21 protein-coding genes are annotated in these 23098 nt (G+C 66.4%); 16 read left to right on the top strand and 5 right to left on the bottom strand.

Annotated elements, in window-relative coordinates; all coding sequences use genetic code 11:
* Positions 1 to 15: 15 nt before the first annotated feature.
* Positions 16 to 678 carry a TetR/AcrR family transcriptional regulator gene (locus C8258_RS04120; RefSeq protein ID WP_106953892.1) on the bottom strand — a complete coding sequence of 221 codons (663 nt, stop codon included), beginning with the start codon at positions 676 to 678 and terminating at the stop codon, positions 16 to 18.
* A gap of 132 nt (positions 679 to 810) precedes the next feature.
* On the opposite strand from C8258_RS04120, the gene C8258_RS04115 reads away from it, so the two are divergent.
* The 10 genes from C8258_RS04115 (at position 811) to C8258_RS04070 (ending at position 11132) form a co-directional block, all read left to right on the top strand.
* Positions 811 to 1944, top strand: a complete 1134-nt coding sequence (locus C8258_RS04115) for a VOC family protein (RefSeq protein ID WP_106953891.1) — start codon at positions 811 to 813, stop codon at positions 1942 to 1944.
* Entirely contained in the window at positions 1941 to 2879 is a 939-nt protein-coding gene (locus tag C8258_RS04110; RefSeq protein ID WP_106953890.1) for a fumarylacetoacetate hydrolase family protein, read from the top strand. The genes C8258_RS04115 and C8258_RS04110 overlap by 4 nt, the downstream gene beginning before the upstream one ends.
* Positions 2876 to 4777, top strand: coding sequence for an acyl-CoA synthetase (locus tag C8258_RS04105; RefSeq protein WP_233224852.1), 1902 nt, complete (start codon positions 2876 to 2878; stop codon positions 4775 to 4777). The genes C8258_RS04110 and C8258_RS04105 overlap by 4 nt, the downstream gene beginning before the upstream one ends.
* On the top strand, positions 4774 to 5133 hold the full coding sequence (locus C8258_RS04100; RefSeq protein ID WP_106953889.1) for a DoxX family protein: 360 nt from the start codon (positions 4774 to 4776) through the stop codon (positions 5131 to 5133). The genes C8258_RS04105 and C8258_RS04100 overlap by 4 nt, the downstream gene beginning before the upstream one ends.
* Entirely contained in the window at positions 5130 to 6707 is a 1578-nt protein-coding gene (locus C8258_RS04095) for a bifunctional 3-(3-hydroxy-phenyl)propionate/3-hydroxycinnamic acid hydroxylase (RefSeq protein ID WP_106953888.1), read from the top strand. Before C8258_RS04100 ends, C8258_RS04095 begins: the two co-directional genes overlap by 4 nt.
* Positions 6700 to 7884, top strand: coding sequence for a cytochrome P450 (locus C8258_RS04090; RefSeq protein WP_106953887.1), 1185 nt, complete (start codon positions 6700 to 6702; stop codon positions 7882 to 7884). The genes C8258_RS04095 and C8258_RS04090 overlap by 8 nt, the downstream gene beginning before the upstream one ends.
* 12 nt (positions 7885 to 7896) lie before the next feature.
* A complete protein-coding gene (locus C8258_RS04085) occupies positions 7897 to 8094 on the top strand; it encodes a ferredoxin (RefSeq protein ID WP_106953886.1) in 198 nt (65 codons plus the stop codon).
* Positions 8091 to 9224, top strand: coding sequence for an NAD(P)/FAD-dependent oxidoreductase (locus C8258_RS04080; protein ID WP_199195558.1), 1134 nt, complete (start codon positions 8091 to 8093; stop codon positions 9222 to 9224). The genes C8258_RS04085 and C8258_RS04080 overlap by 4 nt, the downstream gene beginning before the upstream one ends.
* Positions 9225 to 9301: 77 nt before the next feature.
* The gene (locus C8258_RS04075) at positions 9302 to 9706 is read left to right on the top strand and encodes a DUF3052 family protein (protein ID WP_106953884.1); all 405 of its coding nucleotides are present in this window, start codon (positions 9302 to 9304) and stop codon (positions 9704 to 9706) included.
* Positions 9707 to 10226: 520 nt separating this feature from the next.
* Entirely contained in the window at positions 10227 to 11132 is a 906-nt protein-coding gene (locus C8258_RS04070) for a class I SAM-dependent methyltransferase (RefSeq protein WP_106953883.1), read from the top strand.
* 15 nt (positions 11133 to 11147) lie between these two features.
* Here C8258_RS04070 and C8258_RS04065 read toward each other — a convergent pair whose 3' ends face one another.
* Positions 11148 to 11933: an SDR family NAD(P)-dependent oxidoreductase gene (locus tag C8258_RS04065; RefSeq protein ID WP_106954064.1), complete on the bottom strand. Its 786-nt coding sequence runs from the start codon at positions 11931 to 11933 to the stop codon at positions 11148 to 11150.
* Between the two features lie 191 nt (positions 11934 to 12124).
* Positions 12125 to 12817 carry an NAD(P)H oxidoreductase gene (locus tag C8258_RS04060; RefSeq protein WP_106954063.1) on the bottom strand — a complete coding sequence of 231 codons (693 nt, stop codon included), beginning with the start codon at positions 12815 to 12817 and terminating at the stop codon, positions 12125 to 12127.
* A gap of 128 nt (positions 12818 to 12945) precedes the next feature.
* Here C8258_RS04060 and C8258_RS04055 point away from each other — a divergent pair, with 128 nt between their 5' ends.
* From C8258_RS04055 to C8258_RS04045, 3 genes are all read left to right on the top strand, one after another.
* Entirely contained in the window at positions 12946 to 13881 is a 936-nt protein-coding gene (locus C8258_RS04055) for an AraC family transcriptional regulator (RefSeq protein ID WP_106953882.1), read from the top strand.
* Between the two features lie 401 nt (positions 13882 to 14282).
* The gene (sigJ, locus tag C8258_RS04050; RefSeq protein WP_106953881.1) at positions 14283 to 15224 is read left to right on the top strand and encodes an RNA polymerase sigma factor SigJ; all 942 of its coding nucleotides are present in this window, start codon (positions 14283 to 14285) and stop codon (positions 15222 to 15224) included.
* 82 nt (positions 15225 to 15306) lie between these two features.
* Positions 15307 to 16542 (top strand): NAD(P)/FAD-dependent oxidoreductase, encoded by a 1236-nt coding sequence (locus C8258_RS04045; RefSeq protein ID WP_106953880.1) that lies wholly within the window; start codon positions 15307 to 15309, stop codon positions 16540 to 16542.
* A gap of 257 nt (positions 16543 to 16799) precedes the next feature.
* Here the strand turns inward: C8258_RS04045 and C8258_RS32500 are convergent, their stop codons facing one another.
* Positions 16800 to 16943, bottom strand: coding sequence for a hypothetical protein (locus tag C8258_RS32500; protein WP_158271213.1), 144 nt, complete (start codon positions 16941 to 16943; stop codon positions 16800 to 16802).
* On the opposite strand from C8258_RS32500, the gene C8258_RS04040 reads away from it, so the two are divergent.
* Entirely contained in the window at positions 16942 to 17295 is a 354-nt protein-coding gene (locus C8258_RS04040) for an EthD domain-containing protein (RefSeq protein ID WP_106953879.1), read from the top strand. The genes C8258_RS32500 and C8258_RS04040 overlap by 2 nt on opposite strands.
* A 251-nt stretch (positions 17296 to 17546) precedes the next feature.
* On the opposite strand, the gene C8258_RS04035 is transcribed toward C8258_RS04040, so the two are convergent.
* The gene (locus C8258_RS04035) at positions 17547 to 20783 is read right to left on the bottom strand and encodes a protein kinase (protein ID WP_106953878.1); all 3237 of its coding nucleotides are present in this window, start codon (positions 20781 to 20783) and stop codon (positions 17547 to 17549) included.
* A gap of 758 nt (positions 20784 to 21541) precedes the next feature.
* Here C8258_RS04035 and C8258_RS04030 point away from each other — a divergent pair.
* Together C8258_RS04030 and C8258_RS04025 are read left to right on the top strand one after the other, a co-directional pair.
* A complete protein-coding gene (locus C8258_RS04030; RefSeq protein ID WP_106953877.1) occupies positions 21542 to 21997 on the top strand; it encodes a pyridoxamine 5'-phosphate oxidase family protein in 456 nt (151 codons plus the stop codon).
* Positions 21998 to 22053: 56 nt separating this feature from the next.
* On the top strand, positions 22054 to 23049 hold the full coding sequence (locus tag C8258_RS04025; protein ID WP_106953876.1) for an NADPH:quinone reductase: 996 nt from the start codon (positions 22054 to 22056) through the stop codon (positions 23047 to 23049).
* The last annotated feature ends 49 nt before the right edge of the window (positions 23050 to 23098 follow it).

Here is a 23098-nt window from a genome sequence, read left to right as displayed (position 1 = left end):
GGGTCGTGCTGTTGCCTACGCGGCGTCATCGCTGCCCGGCTGCGTTTCGACGATGGGCAGTGGTCGCCGGCATATCTCGCGGGCCTCGTCAGCGGAAAGGCCGAACATCCGCAGCAAGTCTTCGGTGACCTGATCGGCGGCTTCGGCGTCATCGCGTTCGGGATGCTCGTGGAGTAGTTGCCCCAGGCATAACGCGGCCCCGGTGACGACGGTCATGGCGAGTTCGACATCGTGTGTGTGAAATCGGCCGGCTCGGGTGGCGGCCTCGATGTCGCGGCGAGCGCGTGGCGCCAAGCCCTTCTCCGACACTGCCAGACTCATCCCGCTGTTGAGCAGGACTTTGCTCAGGGTGGGACTTCTGCGGTGCAGGCGGCCGGTCAGCCGGAAGCCTTGGGCAAATACCTGGGCCGGGTCCTCGATGTCTTCGGTGAGCGTGTCGAGGGTCGCGCCGAGGATGTCGAGCACCTCTTCGACGGCGGCGGCGAACAGCTCGTCGCGGGTCTGGAAGTGGTTGTAGAACGACCCCATCCCGACATCGGCCGCCTGAGTGATATCCGAGATCGGGACATTCATCTTGCCTCGAGCGATGAACATCTGCGCCGCGCCGACGAGTGCGGCGCGGGTGCGTGCCTTGCGTCTCTGCAGGCGGTTCGGTCCCTGGACTGCCTGCTCGGCCATCCTGTTCGCCTCCTCTGATCTCCGCCCGATCCTACCTCGCGTTGTCAGTTATGAGGAAATATTCAGATACGTCTTGACTGAGAACTTCTTCGTAAGTGAGGATATATTCAGATACACCGAAGGGAGCGGTCGATGAACGACCTGCACGACCCCCATGCGGATCTGCACAGCGAGCACGGCGCCTTCGCCGGCGAACATCCGGGGCGAGCGCTGAATCCGATCGTCAAGGTGCACGACCTCGCATGGCTGGAATTCGAAAAGCGCGATCTTGTCGGTGCCGAAAAGTTCGCCACCGCTTTCGGTTTCACGACCATCATGCGAACCTCGGCCGAGCTGCACCTGCGCGGCGTGGACGCCGGTTCACCGTGTGTGATCATTCGCCGCGGCGCGCGCTCCCGATTCGTCGGTCCGGCCTTTTCGGTGGCCGACCGGAAAGATCTGCCACGGTTTTCGGCTGCGACCGGCGCGGTGGCAGCCCCGCTGCCGGAAAGCCTCGGCGGCGTGAGTGTCGATATCGCAGATCCCAGCGGACTGAGGGTCCGGCTCGTCTGCGACACCGATGTTCACGCGGAGTTGCCGGCGCAACCACCGCACACCCTCAACGTCGGCCGTGCACTCGCCCGCGCCAATCGCACACAGCGACCACCGCGAGAACCATCTCGGGTGCAGCGCCTGGGCCATGTCGTAGTTCAGACGACCAAGTACCGCCAGACCTTGGACTGGTATCTGCAATACCTGGGCATGATCGTCAGCGATTTCCAGTACTACCGCGGTCAGCGTGACCGCGGGCCGGTCATGAGCTTCATCCGTTGCGACCGCGGCCGCACTCCCGCCGACCACCACACGCTGGCTCTGGTGCTGGGGCCGAGGAATCGGTATGTCCACTCGGCCTATCAGGTCGCGGATCTCGATGCCCTTGCCGCGGGCGGGGAATACCTCCGTGACAGCGGTTACCGCAGATCCTGGGGAATCGGACGTCATATTCAGGGCAGCCAGTTGTTCGACTACTGGCGCGATCCCGACGGATTCCTTGTCGAACACTTCACCGACGGGGACATGTTCGACTGCACGGTCGAACCGGGCTGGGCACCCATGACTGCCTCGGGCCTTGCTCAGTGGGGCCCGCCGGTCAGCAGAGACTTCCTCGGGATCAATCCCAGCCGAGAAATGCTGCGGGAGGCGCGGGCTGCGCTCGGCGCCTTGCGCGATGACAACGAATTCGATCTCCGCCGCCTGCGCGGCCTGTTGAAAGTGGCCTCGTCATGAGTATTTCCGTTCTTCGCACCACCGATGGTTGGTGGGTGTCGACACCTGCCGGCGCAGCCCGGGTGGAGACGACCGCGACATCCACCGGGGAGTTGTTGGCCGATCGGGCGGCGTTGGCGGCAGCATCGGCGAGCACTCGACTCGTACCTGCCGACAGTCTGTCGTTGGTATCGCCGGTGACCGCACCGTGCCGGGTGGTGGCTCAGATGACCAATTTCGCTTCTCACGTCACCGACGCGGGCGGAGACCCGGATACCGTGCCCCTGACGTTCTTTCGGAAGTCCTCCGGTTCGATCAGCGGTCCGTTCGACGAGGTCATCCGGCCCGCTCATGTCCGGCTGCTGGACTACGAGGTCGAAATCGGCCTCGTATTCGGCAGGGACATGCCGGTGGGCACCACCATCACCGCTGAGAATCTCGCCGACTACGTCGCAGGTCTGGTCGTCACCAACGACATTTCGGCTCGCGATGTGCAGCTACCGAAAACCCAGTTCTACGAGGGCAAGTCCTATCCCACCTTCACCCCGGTCGGCCCGGCGCTGGTGCTACTGGATGCTGATGAGCTGCAACGGTTTACCGAACTGCGGCTGCGGCTGTCGGTCAACGGCGAAATCCGCCAGGACATGACCGTGGCGGACATGATCTACCACCCAGTGCAGACTTTGCAGGCGCTGACCGGATTCCAGCACATCGCCCCCGGTGACCTGTTGCTCACCGGAACGCCGGTCGGCACCGCGCTCAGTGCCCCGCCCAAACCGGTCGAGATCATCGGCTCGCTGCTTCCCGCCGCGACGAAATGGCGACTGTTCTTCAAAGCCCAAGCCAAGAACCGGAAGTATCTACAGGACGGTGACGTGATCGAAGCGAGCGTGGCTACCGACGACGGCAAGATCGACCTCGGGCGTCAGCGCACCGTTGTGAGGTACGCGCGATGACCGAGCAACTGATCGATCATGAACTGCTGTGGCCGCGTTACGCCGAACCCGCCGACCTGCCCGCTGTCGAGGCGATACCCCTGGAAGAGCGGGGTTTGCCCGAATCGACCTACGCGCTGCTGGTGCGAGCGGCTGAGCTGTGGCCGAATCGGACAGCGCTGACCGTCCTTCCCGAAGCTGCCCGGTGGCAGCAACCGTGGCAGTGCACCTACTCCGATCTGCTGGCACAGGTACATCGGTACGCGAACCTGCTCCACCGCCTGGGCATCCGGCGTGGTGACGCGGTCGCGTTGATGGCCCCCAACTGCGCCGAACTGATCCCGGCGACCCTCGCCGCGCAACTGGCCGGAATCGCCGCCCCGATCAATTCCGCACTCTCGCAGCACCATGTCGCAGAACTATTGAAACGTTCGGGTGCGCGGGTACTGATCGCCGCCGGCCCCGAACTCGACGCCACCACGTGGGCCTGCGCGCGTCAGCTGGCCGCCCAGGGACTACTCGACTCGATACTGCTGCTGCGACCCACCGCAGCGGCGTCGACCCCGGAGCCCGTATCGCCGGTCGACGGTGTTCGCCTCGGCTACCTCGACGAGTCGGCCGGTGAGGAAGACGCACGTAGCTTCGCCGGACAGCCACCACAATCGCACGATGTGGCAGGGCTCTTTCATACCGGCGGTACCACCGGGGTTCCGAAGCTGGCCGCACATACCCATCGCGGGGAGGTGGCCAACGCCTGGATGATCGCGGCCAATTCGTTGCTCGACGAGCAAGCGGTGGTATTCGCCGCCCTGCCGCTGTTCCATGTCAACGCACTTGTCGTCACCTTGCTCGCGCCGCTGTTCAAGGGGCAAGCGGTGGTGTGGGCCGGCCCGCTGGGCTACCGCGATTTCGCCCTCTACGCGGAATTCTGGAAAATCGTGGCCAACTATCGGATCGCCGCGATGAGCGCGGTCCCGACGGTGTATGCGGTACTGGCGCAATGCCCCGTCGATGCCGACATCAGCACGCTGCGCTACGCAATGGTCGGTGCCTCTCCACTGCCGGCGGCAGTGCGGGACAACTTCCAAACCCACACCGGTGTCACCCTCGTCGAAGGATATGGCCTCACCGAGGCTACCTGCGCGAGCGCGCGCAGCTTCCCGAACCAGCCGCGCCCGGGCGCGGTCGGGCAACGCATGCCATACCAGCAGCTCAAGGTCGTCCGCATCGGGGACGACGGAACGTGGCATGACCTTCCCGCCGGTGAGACGGGGGTTCTGGCAATCAGCGGGCCGACCGTTTTCGCGGGATATGTCAGCGGTCCCGGCGAGCGCGGGCATGTCCTCGACGGTCTCGGCAAACTCGTCGACGGCTGGCTCGACACCGGCGACCTCGCGCATATCGACGAGGACGGCTTCATCCATCTGCACGGGCGCGCAAAGGATCTCATCATCCGCGGCGGACACAACATCGACCCCGCGCTCGTCGAAGACGCCCTGCTGTCGCATCCCTCGGTGACCGCCGCCGGCGCGGTCGGGCGACCCGATGTGCACTCGGGCGAGGTGCCGGTGGTCTACGTCACTCTGACCGCCGGTGACGAGACCACCGAATCCGAACTGCTTGCCTGGGCGGGGGAGCACGTCCCTGAACGGGCCGCCGCGCCGAAAGCAGTTGTCGTGCTGGACGCTCTGCCCGTCACCGATGTCGGAAAGCCCTACAAGCTCGGGTTACGCGCTGATGCCACGCGACGAGAAGTCCGCGACGCTCTCTCCGAAGTCACCGGTGTAACCAGCGTGGCCGCCGTCATCGAGGACGGTTCGATCATCACGACAGTCGAACTCGAATCGGACGCTCATCGCGCCCGTGCCGAAGCCGTTTTGAGCGCATACGCGGTCGAATGGAAAGTTGTGGTCCGATGACGACTGCCCTGGCCACGATCCTGGCTGTCGTGCTCGCGGTGCTGTTCGCGCCGCTGGGTGCCGCGAAAATTGCGGCTCTACCGCAAATTCGGCGACGAGCCGACCACGCCGGCTTCTCCGTCGACGCATATCGAGTCATCGGATGCCTCGAGATCGCCGGAGCCCTCGGGCTGCTGATCGGCATCGCGTGGTGGCCGATCGGCGCCGCCGCCGGTATCGGTCTGACAGTGCTGATGATCGGCGCCCTCGTGACCCACCTGCGGGTGCGTGACCGCGTACAACAGTTCGCGCCCGCGGTCGTCGTCGGGGTTCTTTGCGTCTGCTACCTGGTGGCGCTGCCAGGGACGAGTCGATGAACACCCTCGACACCGAGGTGGTCATCGTCGGTGCCGGCCCGACCGGGCTCACCGCGGCGAGTCTGCTTGCCCGGTACGGCGTGGAATCGGTGGTGCTGGACCGCTGGCACGGCGTCTACCCGCAGCCGCGGGCGGTGCACCTCGACGGCGAGATCCGGCGAATCCTGGCCCGCCTCGGTATCGACGAGGAGTTCGCCGCACTCTCCCGGCCCGCGCTCGGGCTACGACTGGTCGATCCCGCACTGCGGGTTCTTGCCCAATTCGATCGTGACCCGGCCGGCGGGCGTAGCGGTTTTCCCGAAGCGAATCTGTTCGACCAGCCCGACCTCGAGGCCGTACTACGTCGCAACGCACGACGACACGCCGAAATCACGATCCGCGGCGGCGTGGAGGTGACCGCAGCGGTGCAGGAAAGCGACTGGGCGCGTGTCGATTACACCGACCGCACCAGTGGCGCCGCCGCATCGATCCGGGGCCGGTACGTCCTGGGCTGTGACGGCGCCAACAGTGTCGTTCGCGCCTCGATCGGGTCGGCCATGCGCGACCTCGGGTTCGAACAGCGCTGGCTCGTCGTCGATATCGCCACCACCGCCGAACTCGGCGAATGGGAAGGCGTGCACCAGGTCTGCGATCCGGCCCGCGCGGCCACATACATGCGCATCGGAGCAACCCGATACCGGTGGGAATTTCGCCTGCTGCGAGGGGAATCGGACGCCGACTTCCAAGGTATCGCCGATCTGTATCCGCTGATCCGGCCCTGGACCAAGACCATCGAGCTCGACGAACTCCAGCTGGTCCGCGTCGCCGAATACATCTCACGAGCCCAGATCGCTGATCGATGGCAGGCCGGGAGCATCTTTTTGCTCGGCGACGCCGCGCACCTCACTCCTCCCTTTATCGGTCAGGGCATGGGCGCCGGTGTGCGCGATGCGGCCAATCTCGCCTGGAAGCTGGCTGCTGTGCTGAGCGGCTCTCTGCCGCCGCAGGTGCTCTCCAGTTACGAGATCGAACGCAAACCTCACGCGCGCAGCCTGATCCGGCTGGCCACACTGACCGGAAGGGCGATGACCGAAGGCGGCGAATTCGGCAATGTACTGCGCCGCCTGATCGTGCCGCGGCTGATAGGCATACCTGGCTTCACCGGAGTCGTCACCGGCGACGAGACGCCACCGCTGCGGCGATCGGCGTTGAACACCCGCCGCCGCTTCGGCCGTGGCCTGGCGGGCACGCTGATACCGAACGTGATGGTCGACGCCGACCGCCGATTCGACACCGTCGCCGGCGGCCGCTACACGCTTGTCACCGTCGCCGAACCAACCCTGGTGCAGCGCATCGAGATCGCGCGGCGCGGGGCTGTTCTCGTTCCGGTCGAGGCGGGCAGCGAGTTGGGCGTGTGGCTGCGCCGAAAGTGGGCTCGCGCCGCACTCGTCCGTCCCGATGGCACGGTCCAGACCGCAGCACGGACAGTCGGTTCGGTGCTCGGCGTGCTCCCGGGCAGCGGCTCCGGGCCCGCCGGCCTACACCGATCCCAGTGCGGGGATCACCCCGATCTGTACAGGAGTCCCGATGCGTAAACACGCCCGAATCCCCACCTACGAACCGAATCTGTACTCCCCCCAAGCAGTTCGAGACACCTATCCGCACTATGCGCGGTTGCGGGAACTCGGCCCGGTGGTGTGGCTGGCGCGCCAGAAAGCTTATGCGCTGCCGCGGTACGCCGAATGCAAGCAGGCGCTGCTCGACGACACGACGTTCATCTCCGGCGCGGGCGTCGCCCTGAACCCGCTCACCAACCGGCTCTCGCGCGGCACCACCTTGAACAGCGACGGTGACGACCACGCACGCCGTCGAGCGCTACTGTCCCCCCATCTGACGCCACGAGCATTGCGCGCGATGCGGGAATCTGTCGACAAGCAGGCGGACGCGGTCGTCGCGGCCGCGGCCGACCAGGGCCACGTCGACGGCGTCGAATTGGCGACCGCACTGCCGATGTCGGTCGTGCCCGACCTCATCGGATGGCCGCACGAAGGCCGCGAACACCTCCTGCGCTGGGCAGGAGCGACTTTCGACGCACTCGGACCCGTCAACTGGCAAACCGCGCGGTCCACACCATCGGGCGTCGAGATGATGCGCTTCGCCCGCCGGGTCGCCCGCGAGCGCTCCATCCTGCCCGGCGGCGCCGGCCGAGATGTGCTGAGAGCCGCCGATGAAGGCACGCTTCCGCGTGCGCAATGCCCAGCGCTGCTGATCGACTATCTGGCGCCGTCACTGGATACCACGATCAGTGCGATTTCCAGCGCCCTGTACCTGCTGGCCACACATCCCGAGCAGTGGCGGCTGCTGAAATCGGACCCTTCGCTGATCCCCGACACGGTGAACGAAGTTGTCCGCTACCACTCTCCGGTAAGGGCGTTTTCCCGCACGACAGTTCGCGACGTCGAGTTCGCCGGAGCCTCGATCGAAAAGGGAGCGCGAGTCGTGGTGATCTACGGCTCGGCCAACCGTGACCCGCTCGAATGGGAATCCCCCGACATCTTCGATATTCGCCGCGACGCGGGCCGCCAACTCGGATTCGGGCATGGCGCCCACGGCTGCGCCGGACAAGGCCTTGCCCGCATGGAGACCCAAGCCATCCTGCGTGCGCTCACCGAACGTATCGACCACATCGAGGTGGGCGGACAGCCCGAATGGGCGATGAACAACATCATCCACCGCTACGCGCGTTTGCCCCTGCGACTCATCCCCGCCTGAAAGAGAACACCGATGAAAATCACCGTCGACTACGCCCGCTGCGAAGGACACGGACTGTGCGCCGAACAAGCACCTGAGGTGTTCGGTCTCGACGACGACGCCGAACTGATCTACCACTTCGACGGCGAGAACGTTCCCGATGACAAGGTCACCGCGGCGCGCGCCGCCATCGTTTCCTGCCCGGTCGCCGCCCTGCGGGAAGCATCGTGAGCGAGCGTTGCGCCGTCATCGTCGGCGAATCCGTCGCAGGTGTCACCGCCGCACGCGAACTGCGGGCTCTCGGGCACCGAGGCACGATCACCCTCGTCGGCGCCGACCCATACGGGTCCTATTACCGGCCACCACTATCCAAGGCGGTGCTCGAGGATTCCGCAGCCGACGACACCCTGGGCTACCGACTCGACGACCTCGACCTCACCGGTGTGCGCTCGGGTGCGGTCAGCGCCGACGTCGACCGGCGCACCATCGTCACCGGTGACGGCGACACACTGTCCTACGACGCGTTGATCATCGCGACCGGCGCCGAAGCCCGCCGCATCGCGAAACCCGGGCAACAGGGCGAACTCGTGCTGCGGACGTTCGATGATGCGCGAATACTGCGATCACGCCTCGACACCGCCACGTCCGTGATCGTGGTCGGCGCGGGGTTTCTCGGAATGGAAGTCGTCAGTGCCTGTGTCGCCCGTGCGATCCCGGTTACCGTCATCGACGTCGAGCCGCCCCTGCGCACCATCCTCGGCTCCTATCTGAGCGGCGTGATCAGCGCCCGCGCCGAACGACACGGCGTCCGAGTAGTACGGACAACCGACTTCGTCACTCTGTCCGGCGACCCGGTCAGCGGAGTGGCTCTTCCCGACGGTGCCGTTCTGACCGCGGATCTCGTGGTGACCTGCGCCGGCGAAGTCCCGAACACCTCCTGGCTGGCAGGCACCGGTTTGGCCGATCGCAACGGCATCGGCATCGACAACGCATGCAGGACCACAGTCGCCGATGTCTACGCCGCCGGTGATGTCACCTACCGACGCGCCGACAACAGGCGTGCCCCGTTCTGGTCCAACGCCGTCGCCCAAGGCAAGGTCGCCGCCGCGTCGGCACTGGGACTGCAGCCGACCGGAGCACCCGACGACAACTACTTCTGGACCGAAATCCTCACAACAGCAATCAAAGTCGTCGGGCCCTTGCCCCTCAGCGGCGCACCCACCCGTGTAGACGGCGATGTCGCCGACGGATCGGCGCTACTTACCTGGCACCATGACACAGGGCAGGCAACCGTCGTCGCCTACGGAGTACGCAAACCCATCGCGCGGCTGCGCGCACTGGCTGCTTCACCGTTCAAGTAGCAGGAATCGGCTCTTCCCGCCGGCGCTCCTCGTCGCCGCCGCACACTCGCAGATCGCGAAGCACGTATCGTGGGCGCATGGCGGGATGTTCCGGTGCCCCGTTGGCCCGCAAGCTCGGCATCCGGCCCGGCAGCCGCGTGCTGCTCGCTCACGCCCCGAGCGGATTCGCGCTCGAACCGCTCCCCGAGCAGGTCTGCCTGCAGCGGCGCGCCGGGCGCGGGCAGTATGACGTGATCGTCGGCTTCTGTCCCGACTACCGATCCCTGGAGCGAGGATTCGGCACGTGGCGCGCCCGCCTCGCCCAGGCGGGCGGTATCTGGGTCGCCTGGCCCAAGAAGTCCAGCGGGGTAGCTACCGATCTCAGCGATACCGTCGTGCGCGAATTCGGCTTGGCCGCAGGACTTGTCGACAACAAGACGTGTGCCATCGATGACACGTGGTCGGGTCTGCGCTTCGTCGTCCGGCTGGCCGATCGGCACTGAAACAGACAGAGCCGCAACGGGTTCCGGCAGTGATCGCGCGGAAACAATGGCTGGAGGCAACCTGCGAAAGGCTGGTTGATCAATGTGTGACTCCGTCGCCCTGCCCGCGACCTCGCACTTCTCGCCGCCATGCCGTATCGGTCGGCGAGTTCAGTGTGGTTGCGCCGTCGCGGTAGGCGTGGACGAGTTGGTCGATGGTGTGGCGAGGGAGTCGTCGTTGGATGTTCCGGGGCGGCTCGGGTAGCGCCGGGCTGGCTGATTTCCGCCGCCGCCGCTCGTCGCAAACCAGTGTCTCTCTGACGAGTGTCACCGTTACTACCTGGTTAAATGTTGCTCACGCACCGTTTCGCACCCCTGTGAGATCGGTAGTCTCGGGTTCGGATGCCACCCGACCTAGGCACCCCCAGCCGCCCGATCGACGACTCGCAGACATCTGCGTTGTGAGAGGCGGTTCGACTTCAGCTTTACGGCGGAGGGCACCGACACGATTCGGCCCTGCCCGCAAGGAAAGACCCGCACGATGACTGGTTATGCCCCCGCCGTCCGTCGAATCCCGTCGCGCGACCAGCTACCCGACGAGTTCTTCGCGCAGTTCCTCGACCGGACTCGCACCTACAGTTGCGCGTACTGGACTCGCCCGGACGACACCCTGGAACAGGCCCAGTCCGCCAAGATCGACCTTGCACTGGCCAAATGTGATCTGCGATCGGGGATGACCTTGCTCGACGTCGGCTGCGGCTGGGGTTCGACGATGCTGCGTGCGATGGACACTTACGGTGTCAACGCGATCGGGCTGACGCCGCACCGCAACCAGCACCGATACGTACGAGACCGCCTCGTCGACCGGCTCGTCCGCGGCTGCCCCTACGGCGGTGTGCGACGGCAAGGCTGGCACCAATTCGACCGTCCGGTAGACCGCATCGTCTGCATCGGCGTGCTCGAACACATGCCCTCACAGCGATACCCGGACTTCTTCGACTTCGCCTACCGGGTAATGCCCGACGACGGAGTGCTGCTGGTGCAAACCGTCGTCGCCCATGATCCGCACGCGGCGCAAGCGCACCGGGGACCCGGCTCGGCGACCGAAGCCGAATTCGCGTTCCTGCGCGGCACCGTATTCCCGGCTAGTCAGCTCCCGCGATCGACCGGCCACCACCCCAGGGGAATCACCGAGTACGCGCAGGACGCCGGATTCACTCTCACCCGCATTCAGGAACTGGGGTCTCACTACACCACCACCCTGGACAGGTGGGCCATCTCTCTGCACGAGCACCGGGACCGGGCGATCGAACTCGCTGGGCAACACACCTACGACGCCTACAGCAACTATCTGACCGAGTCCGCCGACAACTTCCGCCGCGGACACCTCGACGTCATGCAGTTCACCTGCACCAAATCCGGCGCGAGACAACCTTCACCACATTGAGCCTGCCGGCAACACTCACAAGGTGGTGATGAATCCACCGTCGATCGTCATGTCGGTGCCGGTGATGTTGGCTGCCCGGTCCGAGGCCAGGAACAGTGCGAGGTCTGCGACCTCGTCGGGGGTCGTGAATCGTCCGGTCGGTGTGCCGGCTACTGCTCGGTCGGCGACTTCCCGGGCGCTGCTGCCGCTGGCCTCGGCGACCGTCTCGGCGACTCCTCCGTTGCCGAGCCACAGGTCGGTGAGTACCGGGCCAGGACTGATCGAATTCGCCCGGATCCCGTGCGGGCCGAATTCTTTCGACAGCGCCTTGGTGAGGTTGGTCAGAGCTGCCTTGACCGCGCAGTAGTCGACCACCCCGGGGTCGGGGTAGAAGGCGTTGACGGACCCGATCGTGACGATCGCGCCGCCACCCCGGCGGAGCATTTCGGGGATCGCCGCGCGCGTGGTGCGGACGGCCGCCATCATTCCCAGGGTCCAGGAGGATTGCCAGTCTTCGTCTGTGACGGTGGTGAATCCACCGGGTCTCGCGGTGACCGCACCGGCGTTGTTGATCAGGATGTCGGTTCCTCCCAGCCGGGAGGCGGCCGCGACCAGCTCCGCAGGGGCGTCGGCGCCTGCGAGGTTTCCGGGCACGAACGTCACGCTGCCCTCGGACTGGAGCTCGGCGATGCGATCGCTCATGGTGCGTGCTCCCGCAACCACGTGCGCACCGGCGTCGCTGAGGTGCTCGGTGATCGCGAGCCCGATGCCTCGGCTGGCGCCGGTGACAACCGCGATCTTTCCGTCGAGATGCAGATCCATGATCACTCTCCCTCGGTGGAGTGAGAACCGAATCCGATACGGCCGCCGACCACGGGTCGGCGCGGTCAGCCTATCCACCTGCCCGCACGGTCAGGGAGCATCCGGCTCCGCGGGGTGTCGCGTCCGGTGGACGGTGGGGCATGGCGGAATCCCCACGGCTGGTGTCCGGTAATTCACCTGAGCCTGCGTGGTCAGGCCGGAACCTGGTCGGCGGCGAGGAAATCGTCGACGAAGCCCAGCGCCCGGTCTTCGAAACCCGCATAGTGGGCGTCGCGAACCGCACCGGTGAGTGCCTCGTCGAGCAGCAGATTCCCCGCGGCATCCAGGCGCTGTCGTTTTTCCTCCGCGCCCGGCAACAGCCCTACCGACGACTGGGTGAGGCCGCAGTAGTAGGCGATTCCGTCGTCGAGCTGCGCGCTCAGCGCATCCTGCATGGGTTGAACGAGCGCGTCGTCGTCTGCCACGCCCGCCAGGCCCAGCCACAGCATCCGCTTGCCCGCGAGTCGTGGTTTGCTTCGGCCGTAGGCGAATCCGTAGTTCCACACGCGATCGATCCAGCCCTTCAGAATCGCCGGGACCTGCATCCAGTACACCGGGAACACCGCGACGATCACATCGGCGGCGAGGATGCGTCGCATATGGTCCGCGACTTCGGGGGAATAGATCTTCTCCCGGTTGCCCCATTCCGGGAGGTCGGCGGCGGTCATCCGGGGATCGAAGTTTTCGGCGTGCAGGTCCAGCAGGTCGATTCGGTATCCGGCGGCGGTGAGCCGGCGGGTCGCCAGGTCGGCGATATGGGCGGTCAGCGACTCGGGCCGGGGGTGAGCGACGACGACCAGCGCGGTGCGGGTCGTCGAGGTATCCACGGTCGGGTTGTGCTGCACGGGGCCTCCTGGATGCGGGGTGTCCGAACGCTCGGTTGTGCGTTCCGGGATCAATTCCACACCCAGGACGATGGACGATCTATGGGTAAAGATCTACATTCGATAGGAGTTCGTCTACGCTCGATCGTATGGATCCACTGAGCAAACTGCTGGGCGGTATTCGTGCCGAGGGAGCTGTGCTCACCACCGCGGTCCTGGAAGCGCCGTGGCGCATCCGATTCGCCGACCAGGCGCCGCTGACCATGGTCACCGTGCTGCGGGGTGGGGGCACACTGCTGCTACCGGATGGTCTCGAACGTCGAATCACGCTGGGGGACACCGCGATCGTGCGCGGCCCGGAAACGTTCGTCCTCGTCGACAATGGCGATACCGCAGCCCTGCCGCACGAGGAATACGAGGTCGCCTGCTTCGCGCCGGACGCGAAATGCGATCCGGAACTGGACGGTGTTCGCTGGGACGACGACCCCGCCGGCGAGACCGCTCTGATCGTCGGCGCCTACCGGGCGTCCGGGCGGCGCCATGAACGGCTGCTGCGAGCGGTACCCCCGGTCCTGGTCGTGAACGATGACGTGGAGGTGTGCGCGTGGATGGAGTCGATGGCCGCGGACGCGGCCCGACGACCGGCCGGAGCGCAAGCGATGATGGACCGGCTACTCGACTGGGCGCTGGTATGCACACTGCGCGACTGGTTCGACGGGCTGGAGGCGGACGCGCCCGGTTGGTATCGCGGACCGGCCGATCCGGTCGTGGGCCCGGCGTTGGAGGCCATGCACGGAAGGCCTGCCGCCGGTTGGACGGTCGCGTCCCTGGCTGCCGAGGCCGGGGTCTCGCGGGCGCTGTTCGCGCGACGGTTCTCCGAGGTAATGGGCCAGTCGCCGCTGGCGTATCTCACCGAATGCCGGATGGATGAGGCGGAGGAACTACTGGCCGACCGGAGTCTCACCGTGGCGCAGGTGGCGAAGGCCGTCGGCTATGCGGACGCGTTCGGCTTCAGTGCGGCGTTCAAGCGCCGTCGCGGCATCCGCCCCAGCGATTTCCGCGCCACCGCCGATATCGGAGCATGAACCGGTCCGGGCGGACTGTATTGCTCACAGCTCGGGACTCCGCCTGTAACCGCCTAGGGCTCAACGAAGTTCGGCGTGGTGAGCGACGATCACGGCGCGTCCGGCGCCGATGGCCCGCAGCGCAACCGGGTCACCGCCACCCCGATTCGTCGCGCAGATCCGATGGCCTTCTTCTACGGTGAGCAGTGAGGGGCCCGGCGGATCCGAGCCGCCGGGCCCCTCGTCTGTGGCGCATATACGGTTCGTGCCGAAATCATCCCGCGCACACGCCTCAGTCATTCGCCGGTGGATCACCCTGAATTGTTTTCGTCCGGAGTGGTCGAACAGCATTCCATGATCGGTCACGACCAGGACCGTGGCTCGGGTGGACGCTCCCGATATGTGTGGCCGACGATGTTGGCATGTTGCTCACGCGCGAAGCCGATGTGTTCGAGAGTTTCCGGGCCCGGCTGGAAGCGATCGCCTATCGCCTGCTGGGCTCGGCCAGTGATGCCGAGGACGCGGTACAGGAGACCTACCTGCGCTGGCAGGCCGCCGACCGTGAGTACGTCCGGACGCCCGAGGCGTGGCTGACCAAAGTGCTCACCAACCTCTGTCTCAACCAGCTCACCACGGCCCGCGCCCGCCGGGAAACGTATGTGGGACAGTGGCTTCCGGAGCCGGTGCTGGCCGGCGACTCGATGTTGGGGCCGGCCGACACCGTGGAACAGCGGGAATCGGTCTCGATCGCCATGCTCACACTCATGGAGCGGCTCACCGCCAAGGAGCGCGTGGTGTACGTGCTGCGCGAGGCATTCGGCTACCCGCACCACGAGATCGCCGAGCTGCTCGACATCACCGAAGTCAACTGCCAGCAGGTCTACCGCCGCGCCAAACAGCATCTGTCGGTGGAACGGGCGCGCATCGAGGTCGATGAGGCCGCCGCTCGACGGATCGTGGAGGAATTCCTGGCCGCGGCGGTCAGTGGGCAGACCGAGAAGCTGGTGGCACTGCTCACCGATGATGCCTCGATTGTCGGCGACGGCGGCGGATTCCTCGCGACGCTGAGCCGGCCGCTTCTCGGCCCGCAGCGCATCGCACGCTTCGTGTGTCTGGCGATCAAGCCCTCCAACGGCACGTGGAACAAGCTCGGCGGCAAGCCGGAGATGTTCGCGGCGATCGCCAACGGCATGCCCGCGCTGGTGCTGGTCTCCGAAGATCGGGTGGTCGGCATCGTGGTCCTGCAGGTCACCGTCGACGGCATCGCCGCCGTGCACGCCCACGTCAATCCCGACAAGCTGGCATATGCCAACCGGCAGTGGGCCACCCGCGCACCGGGAGCAGCCCTGCCCGAACTGTGGTGACGCACATCACATCCCGTGACTGTCAGACTTCGTGTTCCTGTCCGGTTCAGGTTTCGAACCCCACCGAGACAGGAGCACAACCATGAAGCACCGCATCGTCGTCCTCGGAGCCGGGTACGCCGGAGCCATCACCGCCGGCCGCCTGGCCAAGCGACTGCACCGCGACGACATCGAGATCACCCTGGTCAATGCCGATCCCGATTTCGTCGAACGGATCCGCCTGCATCAGCTCGCCGCCGGACAGGATCTGCCGGCCCGTCCGCTGCGGACGATCTTCGCGGGCACCGGCGTTCAGGTGCGGGTCGCGTGGGTGGATTCGGTCGACGCGGACCGCAAGACCGTCGAACTGCTCGGCGAGAACGGCGCCGAGACGCTGGCCTATGACACCCTGGTCTACGCCTTGGGCAGCACCATCGCCGACATGGGCGTGCCCGGGGTCGCCGAGCACACCCACAATGTGGCCGGCAAACAGGCCGCGCTGCGGTTGCGGGAACGCCTGAACGAGTTGGTGACGGGTGAGACCGTGCTGATCGTGGGCGGCGGCCTGACCAGCATCGAGGTTGCGACCGAGATCGCCGAGGCGCGACCGGATCTGAAGGTCGCCATGGCAGCGCGCGGCGGCGTCGGCGACTGGCTCGACGAGAAGGCACAAACCCACCTGCGCGCCGGTTTCGAGCGTTTCGGAATTACCGTGCACGAACACGCCGACGTCACTCGCGTCACCGAAGGCGGCGTCGTCACCCGAACGGGTGCGGAGATTGCGGCTCGAGCGATTGTCTGGACAGCAGGTTTCGCCGTGCACCCGATCGCGGCCGCCAGCACGCTCACCGTCTCCGAGGCCGGGCGCATCGTCGTCGACGACACCCTGCGCTCGGTCTCACATCCCGACGTCTACGCCGTCGGCGATGCCGCGCACGCCGCCGGAGTAGGCGGCAAGACGCTGCGCATGGGCTGCGCCACCGCTTCACCGATGGCTTGGCTGGGCGGCGACGTCATCGCCGCCCGGCTGACCGGACGAAAGGTCCCGAACGTCCCGATCGGCTACAACAGCCAGTGCATCAGCCTCGGCCGCCGCGACGCCATCGTGCAGAAGGTCACCAAGCAGGATCAGCCGACCTCCAAGGTCGACGTCGGCCGCAAAGCAGCACGCATCAAGGAGCTGATCTGCAAGGGCGCCATGTGGAGCGTCAACCATCCCACCTTGATGATGCCGAGCCGGCGTCGCCACCTGATCACCAACCCCACCGAGACCGGGCGTGGCAGGCCGGCCAGCGACCGGACCGCCGCTGCCGAACAACGGTCGACTGCGATCATCTGATTCGGCAACGCCGCCGGCAGGGCAACTCGATCAGCGACCGGCCCTCGCGCCGTTGTGCGATCGCGCCGGCTGCTCGTTTGAACCGGCACGATCTAGGTCCCCGCATACGCCCGGGCGGATGCGGGGACTTACCGAGGCAGTACCCGGCTGACGGCAGGCGAACCGCTGTCCGGGCGGTGAGGTACATAGCCGAAAGCTCCGGCGGTCGGGTCACCTCGATCTCGGTGTCGAAGCGGGCCAACGCCGCAGCATGATGATCAGCGCGCCACCGCGCTGTCCGGATGCTCGGCGAGGTAGCTCCTGTTGACATCGTCGATCAGGCCGTCGAGCTTGTCCAGGGCGAGAGCGAGGCTGTTGATCGCGGACGACAGCCGGTTTCGCTCACGTTCCATCGTCGTCATGGCGCGCTGCGCCTTTCTCGTGCTGGGGTCGGCCATACACGGCACTGCAGAAGGACTGACCTTCGAGCAATTCGTCGAGTACCACCGCGACCACCATGCCCCGTTGTTCACCTCTATCCCCGAGGCTCGCCAGTACGTGAGGAAGTACACCGTTTCCCACCCGGTGGCGGCTCCCGGTTATCCCGGTCCGGCCTATGACGGTCTCACCGAGATCTGGTTCGAGGGCTGGGCAGACCACGACGCCTTCTTCGCGTCGGAGAACTACAAGACGCTGGTGAATCCGGACGAGGCGAGGTTCATCGATCCGAATTCCGTCACGACAATGGTCACGACCGAGACGGTCGTGCTCTGACAGCCCGCGCTACCGGCTTCACGATTCGACGGTCGACCCGGCCGCGCACAGACCCGCATCCACCGGTGGGTTTATGCTCAGAGGCAATGGTTCTCGAGCCCTGCCCGGACCGGACGGCCCCCCGTGGACGTGGTCAGCCGCTGGTTCCGACGGACCGCTCGGTCACTCGCTGCGCCCCGAAACGCGCTTGCCGAATGAACGATTGTTACAGGATCCGCAGCCCTTCGGCCGGAAGGGTAACGGGGGCGGCCTCAGAGTTCGGGGTGCGCGGCGACCCAGGTCGCGATCTGTAAGCGCGAGGTGAAACCGAGCTTGGTGAGAATGTGTTCCACATGTCCCTCCGCGGTGCGCTGCGAAATGACCAGCTGCGCGGCGATTGCCTTGTTGGACAGGCCTCGGGCCACGAGTTCGGCGACCTGGATCTCACGTTTGGTCAGTGCTCCGCCGCCACGTCGAGGCACGCGGACCTCGGACTGTTCGCGCAGGGCGAAGGGCACGGCCGAATCGAACGTCATCGCAGCACCTTCCGCCAGCGCGGTCTCGAATGCCCGCTCGCCGAGCGCCTCTCGGCTGTCACGGACGCAATCCGTGCGGTGCCTGAGCAGATCGGGAAAGACGAAAGCTGCGCTGCCGGCCACACTGACCAGCGAATCGGCGGCGCCCATCAACACGGCGGCGCGCCGGTGATCGCGTTGCTCGGACACGACCCACGCCAAGGTTTCCGTGCACGCCCCGGCGACGAGGGGATCCGGAACCAGCCGGGCGCAGCGAATGCCGTCCTCGAGCAAGCGCGTGGCGCGATCGGGCTCGCCGACCCGCCACGCGACGTATCCCTCACCCCACAGGGCCCAGGACCGCAGCATCGTCTCGCCGGCCGCTTCGGTGATGGTCACTACCTGTTCGAAGCATTCGGTCGCGAAACTTGTGGCACCGAGCAGCGCGCACGACCAGCCGAGGGAGATCAGGGCGTCCAGCCGCAGGCTCAGCTCACCGAGTTGCTCGTAGCGGTCGATGGCCTCGGTCATGAGGTGGTGGGCGCGGTCCGGATCACCGTCGCTGGACATGAGCACGATGGCGCCTCGAGCGTGCGCGAGAATCGCGTCGACGACGGGGCTGTCGGTCTGCTCGGCAAGGTGCTCGAGCTGCGTCAATTTGTCCGTGGCGTCGGCGAAGTCGCGTTGTATGCCGGCGAGCGACCCGGCGGCATAGAGCGCCTTGGCCCGATCGACGGCCGGCGCTGCTCCGGCATAGGGGAGTGCGCGAGCGGTCCAGCGGCGCCCCTCACTGAGCCGGCCCCGCATCATCCAGAACAGATTGAGGGCGGTGACCATCCGGATGGCGACGTCGGTCGATTCCGATATGGCGAATTCCAGTGCGGTGCGGAAATTCGGCAGTTCTCGCTCCAGTCGCGCAACCCACCGCAGCTGTTGCGGACCGATCCATTCGCGTTCCGCCTGCAGCGCCAGCGCCAGACACCAATCCCGGTGTCGCCGAGCGGAATCGAGGTATTCGCCGCTCTCTTCGGCCTTGTGCCGGCCGTACTCCTGAACGGTCTCGAGCATCCGGAAACGGACCGTGTGATCGACGTCCTCCCGGATCAGAATCGATTTGTCCACCAGTACGGACAGCGCATCGAGCAATTGCGGCCGAGTCAGGCCGTCGCCACACACCCGCTCGACGGCGTCGAGCTCGAAACCGCCTGCGAACACCGATAATCGGGCCCACAGCCGTTGCTCGTCCGGGGTGCACAGGTCAAAGCTCCAGCCGATACACCAGGCGAGCGTCTGCTGCCGCATCGGTGCACCGCGCCGGCCGCGAGTGAGCAAACCGTAGCGGTCGTCGAGCCCGGACAAAATCTGCTGAGGCGACATCGCGCGCAGCCGCGCGGCAGCGAGTTCGATCGCCAGCGGCAGCCCGTCCAGCCGAGCGCAGATCCGGGTCACGTCGGCCCTGTTGTCCGCGGTGACTTCGAAACCGGGTACCACCGCGGCGCCTCGTTCGGCGAACAACGCCACGGCGTCGTCGTGGGCGACGCGCGATGCCGGCTCGGCCACCGGATCCGGAATCGTCAGCGGAGGGACGGCGAACACCGATTCTCCGCCGACGTCGAGGGGCTCCCGGCTGGTCGCCAGAATCCGTACCTGCGGACATGTTCGCAACAGTGACTCGGTCAGTGCCGTGGCCGCATCGATCACCTGCTCGCAGTTGTCCAGCACCACCAGTAGTTCACGCGTGGACAGATAGGCGAGCAGGACGTCGAGTATCGGTCCGGCGCCCCGGCTGCGGAGCCCGAGTGCGTTGGCCACGACGTCGACCAGGAGGGCCGGATCTCGGATATCGCCCAACTCGACCAGCCACACGCCGTCGGCGAAGTCGTCCGTCATCTTGTGCGCCACCCGCAGCGCGAGCCGCGACTTTCCGACACCCCCGATGCCGGTCAACGTCACCAGACGCGACACCGCGAGCAGGTTCTTGACCTCTGCCACCTGAATGCGCCGGCCCACGAAACTGGTCAGCTCGGGCGGTAGGTTCCCGGAACCACCTGCCACTGGATCGGCCGGTGTCACCTCTCGCGAAACAGGGGCTCCGCACTCGTCCGGCAGCGGTATCCGGTCCACGAGCAAACCGTGCTCGCGTTGAACTTGCCGGAGTTGATCTCCGAACATCGCGGCGGTGGGACGCCGGGCCGGATCGTGCGACATCGCGGCTTCGATCACCCGGGCTACATCGTCGGGAATGCCGTTGTCGCGCAGATCCGGAATCGGTTGTTCGGTGATCCGGAGGAACTGGGCGACCACCTGTTCACCGGCGCGGCGCTCATAGGCGGCGTGACCCGTCAGCGCGCAGAAGAGTGTGGAGCCCAACCCGTAGACGTCCGAGGCTTCGCTCGGCGCGTCGCCACGAAGTACCTCGGGCGCGGTGAAGGCGGGGGAACCGATGACGGTGCCGGTGGCGGTCTCGAATCCACCGGTGATGTGGGCGATGCCGAAATCCGTCAATGCCGGTTCACCGTAGTCGGTCAGCAAGATGTTCGCCGGCTTGATGTCGCGGTGCAGCACGCCAGCGCGGTGCGCGGTTTCGAGCGCTCCCGCGATCATCACTCCGAGATGGAGAACCTCCGGCAGGAGCAGCGGACCGTCGCGGAGAATGCGCGAATGCAGTGAACCGTGCGAGTGATACGGCATCACCAGATACGGGTGACCGTTGCCGGTGGCGCCGACCTCCAACATCTCGACGATGTTCGGATGTCCGGTCAATCGCCCCATCGCCCGCTGCTCGCGCAGGAATCGCTCGCGATCTTCGTCGAATTCCTCAGTGAGCACCTTGACCGCTACCGTGCGTTCCACGCCGATTTGGCGACATCGATAAACCTCTCCGAATCCACCCCGGCCGATCTCCTCCGCGTCCTCGAAGCCCGCAGTACTCAGCTCCGTGATGACATCGATGCCGACATCACGCTGGGTCTTGCACGGATCATTCTCGACCATCGGCTACTCGTGATCTACCAGCGGGTACCAGCCAGAGTATCCCCGTCCGCGCGCTCGGGCCCGTACTGTCAGGGCAGCGATTGTCCATCATTGGACCTGCCGCAACTCCACTTCGAGCCCGCTCGGTTGCATGAAATGCAGTAGTCGTGCGAGCCTTTTCATCCGTGGGGATCGGACAGCGGCTTCGCTGGCAGACACCGAAAGTCGAGCCGCAATCGAACACGTCTGCGCCGGCGACGGATGCACCCGTGGCATGGCACGACGTGATCAGTGCCCTCGACCGTCTCGCGCCTGAAATTGCGGCAACCTGCCGGGCGCGGCAGGTCCCGTCCCGCGAGCGGTCACTGCTGACAGGACGGGGATGGCTTCTCGACTTCTATCCCAGTGCGCGCCTGCAGTTGCGGATCGATTGGACCGGCGGCTGGGCGTTCATGCACCGCCCGGTCCCTCGGCCCGGCGCATACCGGGCTCTTCCCGGGCACGGAGCGAAGAGGATCTCGAGAAACGATGCTCGTCTGCATTGGGAGACCCGGGTAGCCGGAGATCCCAGCGCCCGCTCGGCGTTCACGGAACCTGCCCTGCGTGAAAGTTTCCGGAATCAGCTCGCACGTCTGTCGTCGGCCGGAACGCGCTGAGTAACCCGCCGGCGAGACCTCCCACTGAGGATGGACGCTGTGGCCCGAGTCGTGCACCCGTCGCAAAGATCGTGACGGGCGCGGGCTCGGATTCGCCGGGAGGTCCGGGGGTAGGCAGGGGGCATGGGTGTCATCGACGAGGACATGCGCTCGATCGTGGACAGCGCCAAACTGGGGTTCGTCGCCACGGTGTGCGCCGACGGATCACCGAACCTGTCCCCGAAGGGAACCGTGCGGGTCTACGACGACGACCATTTGGTGTTCCTGAATCAGGCCTCGCCGGGCACGGTCGCCAACTTGCGGCGTGATCCCCGACTGGAGATCAACGTTGTCGACTTCCTCAAACGACGCGGGTACCGGTTCAAGGGAACCGCCGAATTCCACGGCCCCGGCAGCCGGGTGTTCGAGTGGATTCACGACTGGTTGCTCGCCACGCAGGGACCGGGATATCCCGCGATCGAAGCGGTATTGGTGACCGTCGACCGCGCCATGCCGGTGGACTCGCCGGCCTACCAGTTCGGGCATGCCACGGAGTCCGAGCTGCGGGCGGCCTGGGCCAAGACGTACGGGGTCGGGTAAGTCCCAGGCCGTGAGCGGTGTGTCGGCGCCTCATCGGCCGAAAGGAGGCAGGCACGATGGCCGGGATTCCGGACATGATGTACGCGGCCTACGTGGAGGCGCTCGGCCCGGCCGATGCGATCCACTACGGACGGTTGCCCGTCCCGCAGATCGGACCCACCGATGTGCTGGTCGCCGTCCACGCGGTCACGGTCGACCCGGTGGACACGTTCGTGCGGTCGGGGACCTATGCGACGCCGACTCCTTTCCCGTTCATCATCGGCCGCGACCTGGTCGGAAACGTCGCGGCGGTCGGCGACGGTGCAGTCGGCTATGCGGTCGGGGACGCGGTGTGGTGCAACAGTCTGGGCCACGGTGGCCGGCAGGGCTCGTTCGCGCAGTACGCGGTTGTCCCGGTCGACCGGCTGTACCACCTGCCCGACGGGGTGGATCCGGTCCAGGCGGTCGGTGTCGCACATCCGGCTGCCACGGCATGGCTGGGATTGTTCCGGCACGCTCGGCTCGGGCTGGGAGACGCCGTCTATATCGGCGGCGGCGCCGGAAACGTCGGCGATGCCGCGGTCCGCCTGGCGCGCGCGGCCGGCGCGCGGGTCATCGCGTCCGCCTCCGGGGACGGGCTCGAGCGTGTCCGGGATGCGGGGGCCGCTGTGGTGGTCGACTACCGGGACACCGGCATGGTCGAGCAGATCCGGGCGGCGGCGCCCCAGGGGCTGGACGTGTATTGGGACACCTCGGGCCACCACGACATCGACGGAGCGGTCGGATTGCTGGCCCGCGGAGGCCGGCTCCTGCTGACCGCGGCCGGACCACAGGCGCGGGTGCCGCTCCCCGTCGACCGCGCCTACACCCACGACGTCACCGTGGCCGGGTTCGCGATCAGCAACGCCACCGTCACCGACCTGGCCGCCGCCGCGACCGTGATCGACCAGAAGCTCGCCGACCGAACCCTGACCGCACGGATCGCCGACACGATGCCCCTGGCGCGAGCAGCCGAAGCACACCACCGTCTCGAAAAGGGCGGCGTCCGCGGGCGACTCATCCTGATGCCATGACGATGAAACGGTTACGCGGCTGGGCCGTCGGTAGGCAAATTGCCCGCCG

It is taken from the genome of Nocardia sp. MDA0666, assembly GCF_003023875.1.
In the GTDB taxonomy this organism is placed as follows: Bacteria; Actinomycetota; Actinomycetes; order Mycobacteriales; family Mycobacteriaceae; genus Nocardia; species Nocardia aobensis.
The sequence above is the reverse complement of the archived record's forward strand: the minus strand, read 5'-3'. Positions and strand labels throughout refer to the sequence as shown.